Origin of the sequence: Alkalicoccobacillus porphyridii, from assembly GCF_007293315.1 — a bacterium.
Lineage (GTDB): Bacteria > Bacillota > Bacilli > Bacillales > Bacillaceae_D > Alkalicoccobacillus > Alkalicoccobacillus porphyridii.
Map to the genome: position 1 here is coordinate 58,349 of NZ_VLXZ01000004.1, position 16,763 is coordinate 75,111.

The following is a 16,763-nucleotide window of genomic DNA, read 5'->3' on the forward strand; positions in this document are numbered from 1 at the left end:
TCGTGCGATAATAAAGATAATTACTTGGAGAAGGGGCGGCGAAAATGTGGAAGTAGGAATGACCTTATATCTTGAGGCTAAACACCAGGAGATGGAGAAACCCGTACCTGTCTATCGCTGTCGATTAGTTGATATTGAAGATGGACGACTGGTCATTGATTATCCAATTAACGAAAAAACAGAAAAACCTGCTTTTTTTTACGATGGAACACAGTTTAAGGCATGGTGGATTTCAAAGGATGAAGCGGTTTATTCTTTTGAAGCAACAATCTTAGGAAGAAAAAAAGCAAATATCCCTGTATTGCTATTAAATCAACCCGATTCCGATCAAATTATGCGAATGCAGCGACGTGAATATGTACGAATCTCAGCACGAGCCGATGTTGCGGTGCACCCCTTGCACTCGGATTATTATCCATTCGCCTCTACTACGGTTGACATTAGCGGCGGTGGGTGTGCGGTATCACTGCCTCGTAATTATACATGTCCTCCGATTGGTGAAATGGTTATGCTTTATCTTGTTTTACATAGGCCGTCTGGAACTGTGGACTATCTGCAGGTTAAAGCAGATATTGTACGTTTAGCAAAACCAACCGATTATGGTAGAGAGCGAATTTCGTTTGAGTTTTTGAATTTACATCAGCGGGATCGTGAGAAGATCATGACCTATGTTTTTGAGAAGCAACTGGTGGAAAAGAAAAAGATGAAATTATAAATAGCGTGAAGGTGTCTGTCGCACCAAGGTTTCATTAGACCCAACTACGTATCTATGCTACAATTGGGTCGTAGAATTAGTCCATTTTTAAAATGGAAAGTAAAGAAAACGTATATGTGACGGGTGTTACGTGATAATTTGAGGTGTTTGACATGAGTAATTGGGTGAATATTGCTATTGATGGTCCAGCTGGTGCCGGTAAAAGTACCGTGGCAAAGTTGGTTTCAGAGAAATTATCTTTTTTGTATATTGATACAGGTGCGATGTATAGAGCATTGACTTTAGCAGTGCTTAAGTCGAAAACAAATCCATCAAGTGAGACGGATGTTAGTGAGCTCCTTAATCATAGCCATATTCAACTAATTGTTGATCAAGAAGGATCAAGGGTTCTGCTTAACGATGAAGATGTAACACTAGACATTCGTTCTTCAGAGGTGAATCAGCTGGTTTCACTTGTTTCAAGCTACCAGGCAGTTAGAGAGGAAATGGTTAAACGTCAACGTCAGCTTGCTGGTACTACAAACAGTGTTCTTGATGGGCGAGATATTGGCACGTATGTATTACCTTATGCTAATCTAAAAGTGTTTCTTACAGCTGCAGTTTCTGAAAGAGCCCGTAGACGTCATCAAGAGCAGATTGCTAAAGGGATGCCATCTGATTTAGAGCAGCTTAAAGTAGACATTGCAAAACGAGATGAATTGGATTCTACTAGGGCTATCGCTCCTCTAAAAAAGGCAGAGGATGCTGTAGAAATAGATACCACGGCGTTAACCATACCTGAGGTTGTTCAAGCCATCACGGAACTCGCAAAGGAGCGGACAGCATAAGATGGGACTCTATGAATTAGGTCAATTTGTTTGCAGAACCTATCTTTCAACGATGTATAAGGTTGAAATTGAAGGGAAAGAGAATATCCCAGACGAGGGTGGCGTACTTCTTTGCTGTAATCACATCAGTAATTTGGATCCCCCTTTTCTTGGTGCCTATATTAAGCGCCCAACGAGGTATATGGCTAAGCAGGAATTATTTGAAAAGCCTATCCTTAAACAATTGCTGCCAAAGCTTGGCGCATTTCCGGTAAAACGTGGAGGAGCTGATAAGCAAACCTTACGTAAAGGAATCTCTTATTTAAACGACAATGAAATACTTGGTCTTTTCCCAGAAGGGACGAGAAGCAAGGATGGTAAGCTTGGAAAAGGATTGGCAGGCGCAGGGTTCTTTGCTCTAAAAACGGATGCAGTGGTTATCCCTTGTGCGATAATTGGAGAGTACAAACGCGGTAAGCCATTAAAACTGGTTTACGGTGAGCCGATTGACCTTAGTAAAGAAAAAGAGAATAAGGTAAACTCTGCAGACGTTACGTTAATCATCATGACAGCAATTCAAAACCTATTGGATCAGCACAAACAACCTCAAGATTAAATTTCTTTCACTTATCATGAAAGTTGTTTATAAAACTAGTTCGTTCCGCTACGTAAGTTGTGCGGGGATTGAAGGAGGCAGATGTCAATGGTCGAAGATATGAATAACGAAGTTTCTGAAATGAAGTCATTCTCTGTTGGAGATATCGTCACTGGAAAAGTCACAAAGGTAGAAGAAAAACAAGCCTTTGTTGATGTGGGTTTTAAAGTTGATGGTATTATTCCTATCAGTGAATTATCCAGCTTGCACATTGAAACGGTTAGTGATGTGTTAGCAGTGGATGATGAGCTAGAGCTTAAAATTCAAAAAGTCACCGATGATGAGCTAGTATTGTCTAAACGTGCAGTCTCCGCTGAAAAAGCATGGGAACGTCTTCAAGAAGCCTTTCAATCTGGAGAAGTCATTGAAGCGGAAGTAGCTGACGTGGTAAAAGGCGGATTAGTTGTTGATGTTGGTGTACGTGGATTTATTCCAGCTTCATTGGTAGAGCGTCATTTCGTTGAGGATTTTTCTGAGTATAAAGGTCGTACTCTTCGATTAAAAGTAGCTGAAATTGATAAGGAGCACAATAAACTTATTTTATCTCAGCGTGCTGTGCTTGATGAAGAGGTAGAAAATACAAAACGCAAAGTACTTGAATCCTTAAAGCCTGGAGATACCGTGGAGGGCACGGTTCAAAGATTAACAAACTTTGGAGCGTTTGTTGATGTCGGTGGGGTTGATGGGCTTGTTCACATTTCACAGCTTGCACATTATCGCGTAGAAACACCGTCAGAAATTGTTTCTGAGGGCGATAAGGTAAACGTAAAAATCTTATCTGTTGATACGAACAGTGAGCGAGTGTCACTTTCAATTAAAGATACAGAACCAGGCCCTTGGGAAAAAGTTGCACAACAATTCTCTGCCGGTGATGTTGTTGAAGGCACAGTTAAACGATTAGTTTCCTTTGGTGCTTTTGTTGAAATTGCTCCTGGAATTGAAGGGCTAGTCCACATTTCACAAATAGCTAATCGCCACATTGGTACACCATCTGAGGTACTAAGTGAAGGAGAAAGTGTTCAAGTTAAGGTACTTGAGGTTAGTTCAGAGGATAAACGTGTTTCTTTAAGTATACGTGAACTGTTAGCTGATGAAGAAAGTAGCCAAGAATATACTCAATATGAAAATAATCGTGAAGAGGATTCTGGTGGATTTTCTTTAGGAGATATGATTGGTGATCAGCTTAAGAAGTACAGACCATAAATTGAAATATGGTAAGCCAGTAACCCGATGAAAGATTCGGTTACTGGCTTTTTTAGGTTTAACAAATCATCTTATAGCCCATACTAGTTTATGAAACTAGGAGGGCTAAAAATGATTGAAGGATTACTCATGTATTGGTTATGTTGGGCAGCATGGATTACCGTTACGTTTTTGTTACCAAAGTCTACTAAACGTTATCGTTATTCTGTATTTATTTTAATGTTTATCATTCTATATTCAGTGAATATTACGATTGCCTCAAGTACGTTAAATGTCGGCATGATATGGCTTAGCATGGGCTGTTATTTACATGTCAGAAACCAAAAAGCTCTAACGCTTCTATTTTATATGATTTCTGCCTGGTTGCTTTCGGCCTTGTATGCAGGGTTTTCTTTGTGGGTACTATACGATCCTATCATTTTAATTGCGCCTCAATCGTGGATGGCAGCCTTTATTATTTGTTTTTCCTCTATTTTTATTGCTAAAGACTATAAGATGAAAGTAGGTATTTCTATTCTAGGAATGATTCATGGTGAGGTGTTGGCACAGCTTGTCTATGGGCAAATATGGGGAATGTATGTCATCGGTGATTGGATGTTTTATGATGTATTGGCGATGGTCTGCGTATTCTTTATTTTTATGGGAATCTTTGCAGCATGTATGCGATTCTTCGAAAAGTGGGTGAAAAGCCATCCTTATGCCTCACAGAGCCTATAAAACCTTGCTTATAGGGTCGACAAGCTTGGTTTTCTTTAGTAAGATAAGTGAGTTAGAAACGGCAAAGCATGCACTCTGAATTAAGTGGATGGAGATGTCGTTTTTTCGTATGAAAAAATGGCTGTAGAAATCATTTTGATCCATACAGCATTTAAGAGAAAGGTTGTGGCGCTGTGACGAAACCAGTCGTGGCCATTGTAGGTCGTCCAAATGTTGGAAAGTCAACGATTTTTAATCGAATAGTTGGAGAAAGAGTAGCCATTGTAGAGGATATTCCTGGTGTAACACGTGATCGAATTTACAGTCAGGGAGAATGGCTGGACACAGAATTCCAGGTAATTGATACAGGCGGTATTGAAATAGGAGATGAACCACTTCTTGTACAAATGCGTGCTCAAGCAGAGCTAGCGATAAAAGAATCAGATGTCATTATCTTTATGGTAAATGGTCGTGAAGGCATTACTCACGCTGACCAAGAAGTAGCAAAGCTATTATTCCGTTCTAAAAAACCAATTGTGCTAGCTGTTAATAAAATTGATAATGTAGAAATGCAAGAGCAGCTTTACGAATTTTATTCTTTGGGAATGGGCGAGCCTTTTGGGATTTCCGGTTCTCACGGACTTGGTCTTGGTGACTTGCTTGATGAAGTGAAAAGTCATTTTCCCGATCAGGTGGAGGAGCCGTATGATCCAGATACCATCCGAATTGCGTTAATTGGTCGACCAAACGTCGGTAAATCGTCACTGGTTAATGCGATGCTTGGCGAGGACCGTGTTATTGTAAGTGATATAGCTGGAACTACGCGAGATGCAATCGATACACCGTTTTCAAAAGACGATCAAGATTATGTTGTGATTGATACAGCGGGTATGCGTAAGCGGGGGAAGGTCTACGAATCAACAGAGAAGTACAGTGTGTTACGCGCTTTAAAAGCGATCGAACGCTCAGATGTCGTGTTAGTCGTTTTAAATGCCGAAGAAGGAATTATTGAACAGGATAAAAAGATTGCCGGTTATGCCCATGAAGCAGGGAAAGCAATTTTAATTGTAGTAAACAAATGGGATGCATTTCAGGAAAAAGATGATAAAAGCATGAAGAATTTTGAACAAAAAATACGAGATGAATTTTTATTTTTAACGTATGCACCCATTTTGTTCTTATCTGCTTTAACAAAACAAAGAATGCAGCATTTGCTACCGCTTGTGAACAAGGTTGCGGAAAATCATACGCTACGAGTACCAACCCATGTACTCAATGATATGATTATGGATGCAGTGGTGATGAATCCGACACCTACAGATAAAGGAAAACGTTTGAAAATCAACTATGTAACTCAGGTAGCGGTGGGCCCACCAACATTTGTGTTCTTTGTTAATGAGCCTGAATTGATGCACTTCTCCTATCAACGATTCTTAGAAAATCGTTTACGGGCTACATTCGAATTAGAAGGCACACCAGTGAAAATTATTTCTAGAAAGAAAAATGATTAATAAATAGAAAACATGCAAATGGAGGAGAACGTCTATGGGAGTAGCCCTTCTAGTTTCCATAACTATTGGCTACCTGCTCGGTTCAATTAGTTTCAGCTATCTTATTGGCAGAAAGCTGCTTAAGCTGGATATTCGAACAATGGGGAGCGGCAATGCTGGTGCCACCAACACATTACGGGTGATGGGTAAGGGTCCGGCCATATCCGTTTTGGCACTAGACATTGCAAAAGGGATTGCAGCTGTTTGGATCGGAGTGTTTATTGGCTCAGGAAATGATTTAGTTCCTGCTTTAGCAGGTTTGGCAGCGATTCTTGGTCATAACTGGCCCATTTATTTTGGATTCAGAGGGGGAAAAGGGGCCGCAACCACGATTGGTGTGATTGCGACTCTAGTATTTATACCAGCTCTAATAGCAGGTGTTGTGGCGATCGCTAGTATTTTTATTACTCGTTATGTGTCACTTGGGTCTTTATTATTTGTTATTTTAACTCCCGTCACAACCTGGTTACTTCTGAGTACTTTTGATTATCCGATAGAGTTTTTCTACCTCACATTGGCGGTAGCCTTGCTTTCGCTATGGAAACATCGAACCAATATTCATCGGTTAGCAAGTGGCTCTGAAAATAAACTTGGTTCAAAAAAAGAAGCATAATTATGATCGTTCAAGGAGTTGACTTGGTATGAGTAACATTGCTGTAATTGGCTCAGGAAGCTGGGGGACAGCGCTAGGTATGGTTTTAGCTGACAACGGCCACTCTGTTCGTATGTGGGCTAGAAGAGCTGAACAAATAGAAGAAATTAATACTCATAAAACAAATAAACGGTATCTTCCTAATATTCTTCTTCCTGAGAATATACACGGTTATACTGAAGTCAACGAGGCTATTAAAGATACCGATATTGTTGTTCTTGCGGTCCCGGTAAAGGCAATCAGAGAAGAAACTAAGAAGCTACTAAAAACGGCGACTAAGCCTTTAACGATTATTCATGTAAGTAAAGGAATTGAACCTGGAACGCAAAAGCGAGTATCTGAGATGATTGAGGAGGAGGCAGTTGGGTTTACAACGTTAAAGTCTGTTGTTGCCTTGTCTGGCCCAAGTCATGCTGAAGAAGTCAGTCTTCGGCAGCCTACCACGGTAACCGTCTCTTCGTTAGATTCTAATGCTGCTATGCTTGCTCAGGATTTATTTATGAACCAGAGCTTTCGAGTATACACCCATACAGATTTAGTCGGTGTAGAGTTAGGTGGTGCTTTGAAAAATATTATAGCCTTGGTCTGTGGGGTAACGAACGGACTAGGTTATGGTGATAACACTAAAGCTGCCATTATGACGAGAGGGCTTGCTGAAATGACGAGAATAGGAGTTAAGCTTGGAGCGGATCCATTGACGTTCTCAGGGTTATCAGGTCTTGGCGATCTAATTGTTACATGTACAAGTGTACATTCTCGAAATTGGAGAGCTGGACAAATGATTGGGCAAGGTCTCTCACTAGATGAAGTACTAGAGCAAATGGGCATGGCTGTAGAAGGCGTGCGTACAACCCAGGCAGCCTATGAGCTTGCAAAGGTTCATCAGGTCGAAATGCCAATTACAGCTGCGATTTATAAGGTATTATTTAATGGAGTGAAGCCTCAAGAAGCTGCTGAAGAGCTAATGGGCCGTGTCAAAAAGCATGAGGAAGAACAATTAAAGGATCGCTAAGTAAAAAAGAATGAGCTTGATGACGCACCTTCTCCTAACGTACGCATACGATATGTTGATACTACGTACGGAGGAGGAAAACCAGTGGCCTCAAAAAAGGACCCATCGTTTTTTGATCATATTCAAAAAAATACAAAAGTAAGACCTGATGAGCTTCTTAAGCTGGCGAATTCGGTCAGTAAGTCTAACCTTAAGGATGAAGAGACTGTCCGCAGACTCATTCACCAAGTAGCACAGTTAGCTGGCAAGCCCGTTTCAAAGGAAAAAGAAGATCAGTTAGTTCAAGCTATCATCAAAAATAACGTTCCTGCGGATTTTGCTTCCCTTTCAAAAATGTTCAACAAAAATTAAGCGCCACTAGGCACATGTTCTTGCAAATAAACAAGTAGTGCATATACTTGTAAGGAACAACAAATATAGGGCTTGTTACAATATGGGTTATGTCGGAAGTTGGAGAAGGGGCCCCTCTTTTCTCCAATTTTTTGCGAGTGTAAGGACAAGCTATTAATAAGTGCGTGATATTTAAAGGAGGATGACAATGTCTCAAGCAATGCTACATATGTATATTTCATTCGCCGGTATGCTGTTGATGTTTGTGTCTGCTGCATTAGCATTGTTCAGTCGGACTAAGCTACGTGGTATCGTACAAAAAGTAGTGCTTAGCTTTTCTTTTATTTGTTTAGTTGTTTCAGGCCTTATCGTTTTTTATATTGTAATTGGCGGTCCAACTTCAACTTAACTTTCGAATACATCAAAGGGGGGACGAAGTTGAAATCACTACCCATGAAAGCGTTGTTACTCGGAGCTATGCTGTTACTTACGGGATGTTTTTATCCACAAGGTGAGAGACAGGCGTCACAAGTTCCTTATCTTGATCAATTAGCATCTGTACAAAGTGCTGTGGACTCATTTCAGGAGAATACAGGTGTGTTACCTATTCAGACCTTTAATGAACAGACCCCTACCTACAATCGTTACGTGATAGATTTTAGACAGCTGATTCCTCGATATATGCAGGAGCCACCAGGCACAGCTTTTGAGAATGGTGGAGTCTATCAATATGTACTTGTTGATGTGGAGGAAGATCCAACAGTTAAACTAATTGACTTACAATCAGTGAGCACCATACAAGATTTCACTAGAAAAATTAATACCTATCGATCTCAACATACATATGCGCCTGTAAAAGAATTTGTCGCAGACGGGATATTTGAGCTCGATTATGAGAAACTCTCATATGATCAGCCTCCCGTTGTAATCAGTCCATACACAGGGAATACACTACCATTACTATATTCAAATCAAGGTGAAATCATCATTGATTATGCTAGTGATATTAACCAAATTATTCAAGAGCATGAGGTAGAAGAAGGCGAGGATTTACGCCCTTTACTATATGAAAATTCACCATTTGTTCCCTTTCATTCTGTGCCATATACATTGAATGAAGATCAGGAACCCGAGCTAGATCCACAGTTTATACATACAACCGAAGAATAATTAGAAAAAACAAGGTCTATTCTGCCTCTTCCATTGATATATATACGATAATGGAAGGGGCATTTTTGTCGTTGCCGGTGTCCCCTTCCCGAAAAAGGAGTGAAACCGATAATTGAGTAAAACCAAAAACATGATCATATTTTTGGGACAACGCTCATAGCATGAAGTATGTGAGGTTTTGCGAACAATCGGAGCAGCTCTTACATTGAGATGATCGGGAGGGGATCACGTGGAAAAAGTAGACATTTTCAAGGATATTGCTGAGCGAACTGGCGGAGATATTTATTTAGGTGTCGTGGGGGCCGTACGTACAGGGAAATCGACGTTTATCAAAAAATTTATGGAACTCGTTGTTCTGCCAAACATTGAAAATGAATCGGATAAAATCAGGGCACAGGATGAGTTACCACAATCTGCTGCTGGTAAAACCATTATGACAACTGAGCCTAAATTTGTTCCAAATCAAGCTGTCTCTATTCATGTCGGAGATGGACTCGATGTCAACATCAGATTGGTCGATTGTGTGGGGTATGCTGTACCAGGTGCCAAAGGATACGAAGATGAGAATGGACCTCGTATGATAAATACGCCTTGGTATGAGGAACCTATTCCGTTTCAGGAAGCAGCCGAAATTGGAACAAGAAAAGTGATACAGGAGCACTCAACCTTAGGTGTGGTAATCACAAGTGATGGAACGATCGGAGACATCCCACGCTATGATTATGTAGAATCTGAAACAAGAGTGATTGAAGAGTTAAAAGAAGTAGGCAAGCCGTTTATTATGGTGGTCAATAGCGTCAGACCTTACCACCCTGATACAGAAAGGCTACGAGCTCAGTTAGCTGAAGAGCATGACATACCAGTCCTCTCCATGAGTATAGAAAGTATGACAGATCAAGACATACAAAATGTATTAAGAGAGGTACTATTTGAATTCCCGGTTCATGAAGTGAATGTGAATTTACCTAGCTGGGTTATGGTATTAAATCAAGAACATTGGCTGCGTCAAAGCTATGAAGAATCTGTGAGAGAGACCGTGAAGGATATCAAGCGTCTTCGTGATGTTGACCGGGTTGTGGGCCATTTCACAGAATTCGATTTCATTGATGATGCAAGGCTTGCAGGTATTGAAATGGGTCATGGTATTGCCGAAATTGACCTCTACGCACCTGATACACTATATGATGAAGTTTTAAAAGAAGTAGTAGGTGTAGAAATCAGAGGGAAGGACCATCTGCTTTCATTAATGCAGGATTTTGCTCATGCAAAATCTGAGTACGACCAAGTGTCAGATGCACTGCAAATGGTAAAGCAAACCGGTTACGGTATTGCCGCACCTGCATTATCGGATATGAGCCTAGATGAACCAGAGATCATTCGCCAGGGAGCTCGTTTTGGTGTCAGATTAAAAGCCGTGGCACCTTCCATCCATATGATTAAAGTAGACGTAGAATCTGAGTTTGCCCCGATCATTGGAACAGAAAAGCAAAGCGAAGAGCTCGTTCGATATCTTATGCAAGACTTTGAAGAGAATCCTTTATCCATCTGGAATTCAGACATCTTTGGACGCTCATTGAATTCTATTGTGAGAGAGGGGATCTCAGCTAAGCTCTCCTTGATGCCTGAAAACGCCCGCTACAAGCTAAAAGAGACACTAGAGAGAATCATTAACGAAGGCTCAGGCGGTCTAATTGCGATTATCCTTTAAAACAATATAGTCGCTAAACATTACCGAAAGCTTGTCGAATCAATCGACCAGCTTTTTTTTGTGATCAAAATAAAGAAAAACGTCTAATGATTATGACGTGAAAAATGAACAAGCCCACTCTTGTCACATAGATATCGAGATGGAGAGGTAGATCCATCGGGAGAAAGTCGAATACTTCGCAAAGTGCAGAAAAATTTACGGGAACAGCACGTGGCAGATCGACATTGAAGTGGCGCCATACAATTTCAAGGGCTGAGGCCGTTCCTGTGGAAAGCGTAGGTTTCTCCTTTAGCGACGCAAGGAGCTTATTTCTAGCGGACTTTTTCATGGCCCGTTTTTATAATACTAACGAAGAGCAATCAAATCCTGAACGTTTTCATATTTATTGTTAGGGCCCTCTATCCCAAAGGGTTCCTTTTGCTTTTTATGAATTGAATATGCTAAGCTTTAGGGCATAATGGTTGATATTATCGGTTAAAAGCAAACTTAACAGGAGAGATGAATATGTCTAATGATAAAGAATATATCGTGATTAAAGCAAAGGAAAATGGTGTCACTGTCATTGGTCTAACCAGAGGGACAGACACACGCTTTCATCATTCTGAGAAATTGGACAAAGGGGAAGTCATGGTCGCTCAGTTTACAGAGCACACGTCAGCAGTAAAAGTTAGAGGTAAAGCAGAGATTCAAACTAGCCATGGAACCATAGAGTCTGGTGAAGAGTAACAGAGAGGCTAGGAATAGGAAGATTCAAGTCCGGACAGATCATGGTTGGGGCTTCCTGACTATGCTATACTAGTATAGATGAATATGTTTAGCACTGGAGGCAAGACAATATGGGGAAACGTAGCCATATCGAAGAAGAGGTCACAGCAATCATAGAGAAATTTAATCGACTCACGTACCACCCATTTTTAAATGATTATATCCCTGAAGTCGGGATAGATGAGGGAAAGTGCAAATTATTTTATGCTGCCCTAGCGAAGAAGGTACCAAAAGAAGAAGCGTCCGTTGTTACGTTATGTGTGATGTTAGTACAAGCGGCTTTAGACGTTCATGAACAAGTATCTCTTCATGAGGTTGATTCAGATACAGCACGTAAACATCGACAATTACGAGTGTTGGTTGGCGATTTCTATAGTAGCCTTTATTATTATCTGCTAGCAGAAGCTGACCGCGTTCCTTTAACAAGAATATTTAGCTTTACATTACAAGAAATAAATGAAATGAAAATGGAAGTATACAGTACAAGCTCAGATAGCTATGAAGACATAGCTAATAAACTGGTCTTTATTGAATCTATTCTCTATGAAAAAATATTAGAAGAATACAATTTACAGGAATTGAAACCCTTTTTTCAATTGTCCTTTTATTACCACCGTTTCATGGCGGAATGGAATTATTGGTCTCAAGGTCAGAACTCTACGTTGATGAGTTTATTAATTAATTCTTCTGGTTCAGATAGTGCTTGGCAACGCATTCATCATAAACAAGAACAATTAAGAAAAGAAATAGATCAATTAACAATGGAGCAAAAAGGATTCACACAAGAGCTTGAATTATTTTTACAGGAGTCCGTACCGGCGGCTCCTACTGGGTTTATTGAAGGAAGGGTGCAATAGTATTATGACTCAACAATCAAAGGAAGAGCGAGTACATCAAGTATTTGAGTCTATCTCGTCCCAATATGATCGAATGAACTCTGTGATTAGTCTCAAAAGACATATTGCCTGGCGAAAAGATGTCATGAATATGATGCAAGTAAAACAAGGAGACGCGTCCCTTGATGTATGCTGTGGTACGGCTGATTGGACCATGGCACTTGGACGTGCAGCGGGACCTGAAGGACGAACGGAGGGTATTGATTTCAGTCAGAATATGCTTGATGTAGGGAAGAAGAAGCTTAAAGATAGCCAACTTGAATACATACGCTTACAACATGGGAATGCAATGGAGCTTCCTTATGAGGATAACCAATTTGATTTTGTAACCATTGGATTTGGCCTACGAAATGTACCAGACTATCTTCATGTTTTAAAAGAGATGAGACGAGTAGCTAAACCAGGTGGATTGGTTGTTTGTCTGGAGACATCCAACCCTAGTCTTCCCGTTTATAAGCAGGTCTATCAACTATATTTTAGGTACCTCATGCCGCTTGCGGGTAGAATTTTTGCACGGAGCCATAAAGAGTATTCCTGGCTTCAGGAATCAACCCGGACCTTTCCATCTAAAAGTGAACTGGCCGATTTATTTAAGGAAGCGGGTTTAGTGGATGTGAAAGTAAAAAGCTATTCAGGTGGAGTAGCTGCAGTCCATAGTGGAATAAAAGAAGAAAGATAGAGTAGTGTCGGGAATTCTGTCAGGAAGATAGACAGTGTTTGGGCAAATAAGGGGATCGGATAAAGTGATACGTAAGTTAAAAATCATTCTTGAAATGATTAAATTTGAGCATACGGTATTTGCATTACCATTTGCATTTATGGGAACCATTGTTGGAAGTATAATTATTAATGGACGTTTTCCAGAATGGATGGATTGGGTATGGATTGTGGTCGCCATGTTTGGAGCAAGAAGCGCGGCGATGTCATTAAATCGTTTGATTGATGAACGAATTGACCGAGATAATCCACGTACAGCTGACCGAGCGATTCCGTCTGGGTTAGTTTCCAAGATGGAAGTTCTATTATTTATTGTCGTTTCTTTTGCCTTATTATTTATTGCGGCTTTTCAGCTTAACCCGCTGGCCGTTGTCTTTTTACCGCTAGCTGTCTTTTTGCTAGTGATTTATTCATATACAAAACGCTTTACATGGATGTGTCATATTGTGCTGGGATTAACCATAGGTTTTGCCCCTCTTGGCGGATGGATCGCGGTTACCGGACAAATTACTTGGACAGCCATTATTCTATATTTAGCAGTAGCCCTTTGGATTGCTGGTTTTGACGTTGTGTATGCAACCCAGGATGCAGAGTATGACCGGGAACGTGGACTTTACTCCATACCAAGTCGTTTTGGAGTGGCGAAAGGACTTATGATTGCAAGAGGTCTTCATATTGCGAGCTTTTGCGCATTTTTAATGTTGTTTTTTATCACCGGCTTGTTAGGTTGGATCTATTTGATAGGTGTTATAATTGCTGGATTGATGATGCTCTATCAGCATTCACTTGTAACAAAGAATGATTTATCGAGAGTGATGTTTGCCTTCTTTCCGATGAACGGAACGTTAAGTGTAGTTATGTTTTGTTTTACAATGGGGGATATATTACTATGACTTTACCATATGTAGTAGGTGTTACTGGTGCAAGTGGTGGAATTTATGCGGTTCGACTTGTTCAGGAGCTGTTAAGATTAGATCATGAAGTTCATCTAGTGATAACAGAAGCCGCGTGGCAGGTATTTAAAGAAGAAATGAAGCTGGACACGACAGATCGAAAAGCGTTGTTAGCTAGCTTGTTTCCTAATAATCAATCCTTATTGCATGTTCATGATCTCCATCATTATGCCGCTCCTATTGCAAGTGGCTCATTTAAAACAGCGGGTATGATTGTGATTCCATGCTCGATGGGATCTCTTTCTGGTATTGCATCAGGTGCCTCTGGTAATTTAATAGAAAGAGCTGCTGATGTCATGCTTAAGGAAAGACGCAAGCTCGTTATAGTACCTCGGGAAACACCATTACATCAAATTCAGCTAGAAAATATGCTGAAATTATCTAATGCGGGTGCGATTCTCCTACCAGCTATGCCGGGATTTTATCATGCTCCAGAAACGATGGATGATCTAATTAATTTTGTTGTCGGAAAAGCTTTAGATGTTCTTGATGTGGATCACGACCTGTTTAAAAGGTGGGGAAGTACATCATGACATTACGTATCGGCGAAATCGAATATGCGAACATCCAACCTTTTTTTCATAAATTAAATCGGAAGCAGTTAGGATCCCAAGGGTTTGAATTAATCACAAACGTACCAAGTAGAATTAATGAAGAGCTTGCAGCAGGACGATTAGATGTTGCAGGAATTTCTTCTTTTTCCTACGCTGAGCATGCTGATGAGTACTCGATTCTTCCTGACATCTCCGTATCCTCCAAGGGAGAAGTACGATCTTTGCTTTTGTTTTCTAAAGTACCTATTGAGAAGCTGAATGAAAAAACAATTGCATTGACTGCGAGCTCTGCTACAACGATTCATCTGTTAAAGATTATGCTGCACTTCTTTTATGATTTGCAGGTTCAATACGTTACAATGAAGCCTCAACTTCATAGCATGCTCGATCATCATGACGCTGCTCTGCTAATAGGGGATGATGCCATTCGGGCAGCAAGAAAAACGGGTGATCTGCATGTATATGATCTTGGCGAGCTATGGTATCAACATACTGGCCTGCCAATGACATATGCTTTGTTTGCTGTTCGCAAAGAAGTACTACATACTCAAACCAATCCATTAGAAACGGTATATCAATCGCTGTTGGATAGTCGAGAGCAAACAAAAGAAGATAATTATCGCCAATTAGCTGAGCATTTTTCCTTGAAACAAGGGGGAACATTTCATTTTTGGCAGTCATATTTTCAAAATCTATGGTATCATTTTAATGAAGAGAACATGCGTGGACTATTATATTATTACAAGCTGGCTTATGAGTATGGATTCTTGTCAAAGTCAATTCACTCAATTAGCGTCTGGAATAAGATTCATTCCTGATATGGCGGGCAGGATAAGGTGACATAATGAAACTAGCAGAAATCTACGGACATTTTCAATCAGATATTAAGATCATCGAAAAGGAATTAGAAGAGACGATTCAAGCAAGGCACGAGGTACTACGTCAGGCGTCAACGGACTTGTTACACGCTGGGGGAAAGCGTATTAGACCTGTCTTTGTTTTGCTTGCAGCTAGATTCGGCACATATGATATTCAAGCGCTGAAACATATTGCTGTTTCGCTTGAGCTTATTCATATGGCCTCATTGGTCCATGATGATGTGATTGATGATGCAGACTTACGACGTGGAAAAAAAACAATCAAGTCGCAATGGGATAATCGTGTGGCTATGTATGCGGGCGATTACATTTTTGCAAAGGCAGTGCAAACAGCAGCCTACTTTGATTCTCGCTCCATTCACTTGATTATCTCTGATGCCATCATGGAAATGTGCATTGGGGAAGTTGAACAGATTCGAGATCAGTTTAACTGGGATCAGAATTTGCGGACGTACTTCCGCAGGATTAAGCGAAAAACGGCACTTCTAATTGCCGTTAGCTGTAAACTTGGTGCCATCGCAGCTAATGCACCTATTGATGTCCAACGAAGACTTTATTTATTTGGATATTACGTTGGGATGTCGTTTCAAATTACGGACGATATTCTTGATTTTGTTGGTACCATGGAGCAGCTTGGCAAGCCAGCAGGTGGTGATTTGCGCCAGGGCAATGTTACACTTCCGGCTCTATACGCCATGTATAAAGAACCAAAACTGAAGACCATCATTCAAAGTAGCCTTACAAAAGACGAGCCATTTGAAGACATGACTGATATTATTAATCAGATTAAAGCCTCTGGTGGCATTGAATATGCGGTTACAATAAGTGATCGTTATCTTCAAAAGGCTTTTGATCAGCTTGAAGCATTACCTGATGTAGAAGCAAAAACCTATTTTTTGCAGCTTGCATCCTATATAGGCAGAAGGAAGTTTTAACAGGATATTAGGTCAGTTATTGATATTGTCAATAGCTGGCTTTTTTGCTATACTCAACAATGTAAGCGAATGCATAACATACATATTGATGAAGAAAAGAGGCTATACATATGGAACGTACCTACTTAATGGTTAAGCCTGACGGAGTTCAAAGGGGTTTAATCGGAGAAATTATTTCTCGTTTTGAGGCAAAAGGATTTACACTTGTTGCTGGAAAGCTTACTCAGCTATCAAGGGATCTGGCAGAAACCCATTATGGTGAGCACAAAGAACGTCCTTTTTTCGGAGAGCTTGTAGATTTTATTACCTCTGGTCCGGTATTTGCTATGGTGTGGGAAGGTGAGAATGTCATTAAGTCTTCACGCACATTGGTAGGTTCAACTAATCCAATTGAAGCATCACCGGGTACGATTAGAGGCGATTATGGCGTACATGTTGGTATGAATTTGATACACGGCTCTGATTCACCGGAAAGCGCGGTAAGAGAAATTAATCTCTTTTTTACAGAAGATGAGCTTGTTTCTTATAAGAAAACAATCAATCAATGGATTTAAACGAGGGAGGGTAA

Annotated in this window: 20 protein-coding genes; all 20 read left to right on the forward strand. The window is 40.4% G+C overall.

Annotated elements, in window-relative coordinates; genetic code table 11:
• Nucleotides 1–46: 46 nt before the first annotated feature.
• The 20 genes from FN960_RS07690 (at nucleotide 47) to ndk (ending at nucleotide 16,749) form a co-directional block, all read left to right on the forward strand.
• On the forward strand, nucleotides 47–715 hold the full coding sequence (locus tag FN960_RS07690) for a flagellar brake protein (protein ID WP_185970963.1): 669 nt from the start codon (nucleotides 47–49) through the stop codon (nucleotides 713–715).
• 152 nt (nucleotides 716–867) lie between these two features.
• Nucleotides 868–1,542 carry a (d)CMP kinase gene (gene cmk / locus FN960_RS07695; RefSeq protein ID WP_143848125.1) on the forward strand — a complete coding sequence of 225 codons (675 nt, stop codon included), beginning with the start codon at nucleotides 868–870 and terminating at the stop codon, nucleotides 1,540–1,542.
• 1 nt (nucleotide 1,543) lies between these two features.
• On the forward strand, nucleotides 1,544–2,137 hold the full coding sequence (locus FN960_RS07700; RefSeq protein ID WP_143848126.1) for a lysophospholipid acyltransferase family protein: 594 nt from the start codon (nucleotides 1,544–1,546) through the stop codon (nucleotides 2,135–2,137).
• Nucleotides 2,138–2,224: 87 nt separating this feature from the next.
• Complete coding sequence (rpsA, locus tag FN960_RS07705; RefSeq protein ID WP_143848127.1) at nucleotides 2,225–3,379, forward strand: 30S ribosomal protein S1; 1,155 nt, start codon at nucleotides 2,225–2,227, stop codon at nucleotides 3,377–3,379.
• 111 nt (nucleotides 3,380–3,490) lie between these two features.
• Complete coding sequence (locus tag FN960_RS07710; RefSeq protein ID WP_143848128.1) at nucleotides 3,491–4,096, forward strand: YphA family membrane protein; 606 nt, start codon at nucleotides 3,491–3,493, stop codon at nucleotides 4,094–4,096.
• Nucleotides 4,097–4,269: 173 nt separating this feature from the next.
• Entirely contained in the window at nucleotides 4,270–5,586 is a 1,317-nt protein-coding gene (der, locus tag FN960_RS07715; protein WP_143848129.1) for a ribosome biogenesis GTPase Der, read from the forward strand.
• Nucleotides 5,587–5,620: 34 nt separating this feature from the next.
• Nucleotides 5,621–6,238 (forward strand): glycerol-3-phosphate 1-O-acyltransferase PlsY, encoded by a 618-nt coding sequence (gene plsY, locus FN960_RS07720; protein WP_143848130.1) that lies wholly within the window; start codon nucleotides 5,621–5,623, stop codon nucleotides 6,236–6,238.
• A 28-nt stretch (nucleotides 6,239–6,266) separates the two neighbouring features.
• Nucleotides 6,267–7,289, forward strand: coding sequence for an NAD(P)H-dependent glycerol-3-phosphate dehydrogenase (locus FN960_RS07725; RefSeq protein WP_143848131.1), 1,023 nt, complete (start codon nucleotides 6,267–6,269; stop codon nucleotides 7,287–7,289).
• 84 nt (nucleotides 7,290–7,373) lie between these two features.
• On the forward strand, nucleotides 7,374–7,640 hold the full coding sequence (locus tag FN960_RS07730; RefSeq protein WP_143848132.1) for a stage VI sporulation protein F: 267 nt from the start codon (nucleotides 7,374–7,376) through the stop codon (nucleotides 7,638–7,640).
• A 187-nt stretch (nucleotides 7,641–7,827) separates the two neighbouring features.
• Nucleotides 7,828–8,028 carry a DUF2768 domain-containing protein gene (locus FN960_RS07735; protein WP_143848133.1) on the forward strand — a complete coding sequence of 67 codons (201 nt, stop codon included), beginning with the start codon at nucleotides 7,828–7,830 and terminating at the stop codon, nucleotides 8,026–8,028.
• A 29-nt stretch (nucleotides 8,029–8,057) separates the two neighbouring features.
• Nucleotides 8,058–8,789, forward strand: coding sequence for a YphF family lipoprotein (locus FN960_RS07740; protein WP_260681958.1), 732 nt, complete (start codon nucleotides 8,058–8,060; stop codon nucleotides 8,787–8,789).
• Nucleotides 8,790–9,018: 229 nt separating this feature from the next.
• On the forward strand, nucleotides 9,019–10,497 hold the full coding sequence (gene spoIVA / locus FN960_RS07745) for a stage IV sporulation protein A (protein WP_143848134.1): 1,479 nt from the start codon (nucleotides 9,019–9,021) through the stop codon (nucleotides 10,495–10,497).
• Between the two features lie 504 nt (nucleotides 10,498–11,001).
• Entirely contained in the window at nucleotides 11,002–11,223 is a 222-nt protein-coding gene (mtrB, locus tag FN960_RS07750) for a trp RNA-binding attenuation protein MtrB (protein ID WP_143848135.1), read from the forward strand.
• Between the two features lie 110 nt (nucleotides 11,224–11,333).
• Nucleotides 11,334–12,119: a heptaprenyl diphosphate synthase component 1 gene (locus FN960_RS07755; RefSeq protein ID WP_143848136.1), complete on the forward strand. Its 786-nt coding sequence runs from the start codon at nucleotides 11,334–11,336 to the stop codon at nucleotides 12,117–12,119.
• Complete coding sequence (locus tag FN960_RS07760; protein WP_306461606.1) at nucleotides 12,100–12,837, forward strand: demethylmenaquinone methyltransferase; 738 nt, start codon at nucleotides 12,100–12,102, stop codon at nucleotides 12,835–12,837. Before FN960_RS07755 ends, FN960_RS07760 begins: the two co-directional genes overlap by 20 nt.
• Nucleotides 12,838–12,901: 64 nt before the next feature.
• Nucleotides 12,902–13,768 (forward strand): UbiA-like polyprenyltransferase, encoded by an 867-nt coding sequence (locus tag FN960_RS07765; RefSeq protein WP_143848138.1) that lies wholly within the window; start codon nucleotides 12,902–12,904, stop codon nucleotides 13,766–13,768.
• Nucleotides 13,765–14,361 carry a UbiX family flavin prenyltransferase gene (locus tag FN960_RS07770; protein WP_143848139.1) on the forward strand — a complete coding sequence of 199 codons (597 nt, stop codon included), beginning with the start codon at nucleotides 13,765–13,767 and terminating at the stop codon, nucleotides 14,359–14,361. The genes FN960_RS07765 and FN960_RS07770 overlap by 4 nt, the downstream gene beginning before the upstream one ends.
• Nucleotides 14,358–15,200: a menaquinone biosynthetic enzyme MqnA/MqnD family protein gene (locus tag FN960_RS07775; protein ID WP_143848140.1), complete on the forward strand. Its 843-nt coding sequence runs from the start codon at nucleotides 14,358–14,360 to the stop codon at nucleotides 15,198–15,200. Before FN960_RS07770 ends, FN960_RS07775 begins: the two co-directional genes overlap by 4 nt.
• Before the next feature lie 26 nt (nucleotides 15,201–15,226).
• Nucleotides 15,227–16,195: a heptaprenyl diphosphate synthase component II gene (gene hepT, locus FN960_RS07780; RefSeq protein ID WP_143848141.1), complete on the forward strand. Its 969-nt coding sequence runs from the start codon at nucleotides 15,227–15,229 to the stop codon at nucleotides 16,193–16,195.
• A gap of 110 nt (nucleotides 16,196–16,305) precedes the next feature.
• Nucleotides 16,306–16,749: a nucleoside-diphosphate kinase gene (gene ndk, locus FN960_RS07785; RefSeq protein WP_143848142.1), complete on the forward strand. Its 444-nt coding sequence runs from the start codon at nucleotides 16,306–16,308 to the stop codon at nucleotides 16,747–16,749.
• Nucleotides 16,750–16,763 lie beyond the last annotated feature (14 nt).

Coding starts and splice junctions, on each gene's coding strand:
- cmk (WP_143848125.1), top strand. CDS start 868: ATGAGTAATTGGGTGAATATTGCTATTGATGGTCCAGCTGGTGCCGGT.
- FN960_RS07700 (WP_143848126.1), top strand. CDS start 1,544: ATGGGACTCTATGAATTAGGTCAATTTGTTTGCAGAACCTATCTTTCA.
- rpsA (WP_143848127.1), top strand. CDS start 2,225: ATGGTCGAAGATATGAATAACGAAGTTTCTGAAATGAAGTCATTCTCT.
- FN960_RS07710 (WP_143848128.1), top strand. CDS start 3,491: ATGATTGAAGGATTACTCATGTATTGGTTATGTTGGGCAGCATGGATT.
- plsY (WP_143848130.1), top strand. CDS start 5,621: ATGGGAGTAGCCCTTCTAGTTTCCATAACTATTGGCTACCTGCTCGGT.
- FN960_RS07725 (WP_143848131.1), top strand. CDS start 6,267: ATGAGTAACATTGCTGTAATTGGCTCAGGAAGCTGGGGGACAGCGCTA.
- FN960_RS07735 (WP_143848133.1), top strand. CDS start 7,828: ATGTCTCAAGCAATGCTACATATGTATATTTCATTCGCCGGTATGCTG.
- mtrB (WP_143848135.1), top strand. CDS start 11,002: ATGTCTAATGATAAAGAATATATCGTGATTAAAGCAAAGGAAAATGGT.
- FN960_RS07755 (WP_143848136.1), top strand. CDS start 11,334: ATGGGGAAACGTAGCCATATCGAAGAAGAGGTCACAGCAATCATAGAG.
- FN960_RS07770 (WP_143848139.1), top strand. CDS start 13,765: ATGACTTTACCATATGTAGTAGGTGTTACTGGTGCAAGTGGTGGAATT.
- FN960_RS07775 (WP_143848140.1), top strand. CDS start 14,358: ATGACATTACGTATCGGCGAAATCGAATATGCGAACATCCAACCTTTT.
- hepT (WP_143848141.1), top strand. CDS start 15,227: ATGAAACTAGCAGAAATCTACGGACATTTTCAATCAGATATTAAGATC.
- ndk (WP_143848142.1), top strand. CDS start 16,306: ATGGAACGTACCTACTTAATGGTTAAGCCTGACGGAGTTCAAAGGGGT.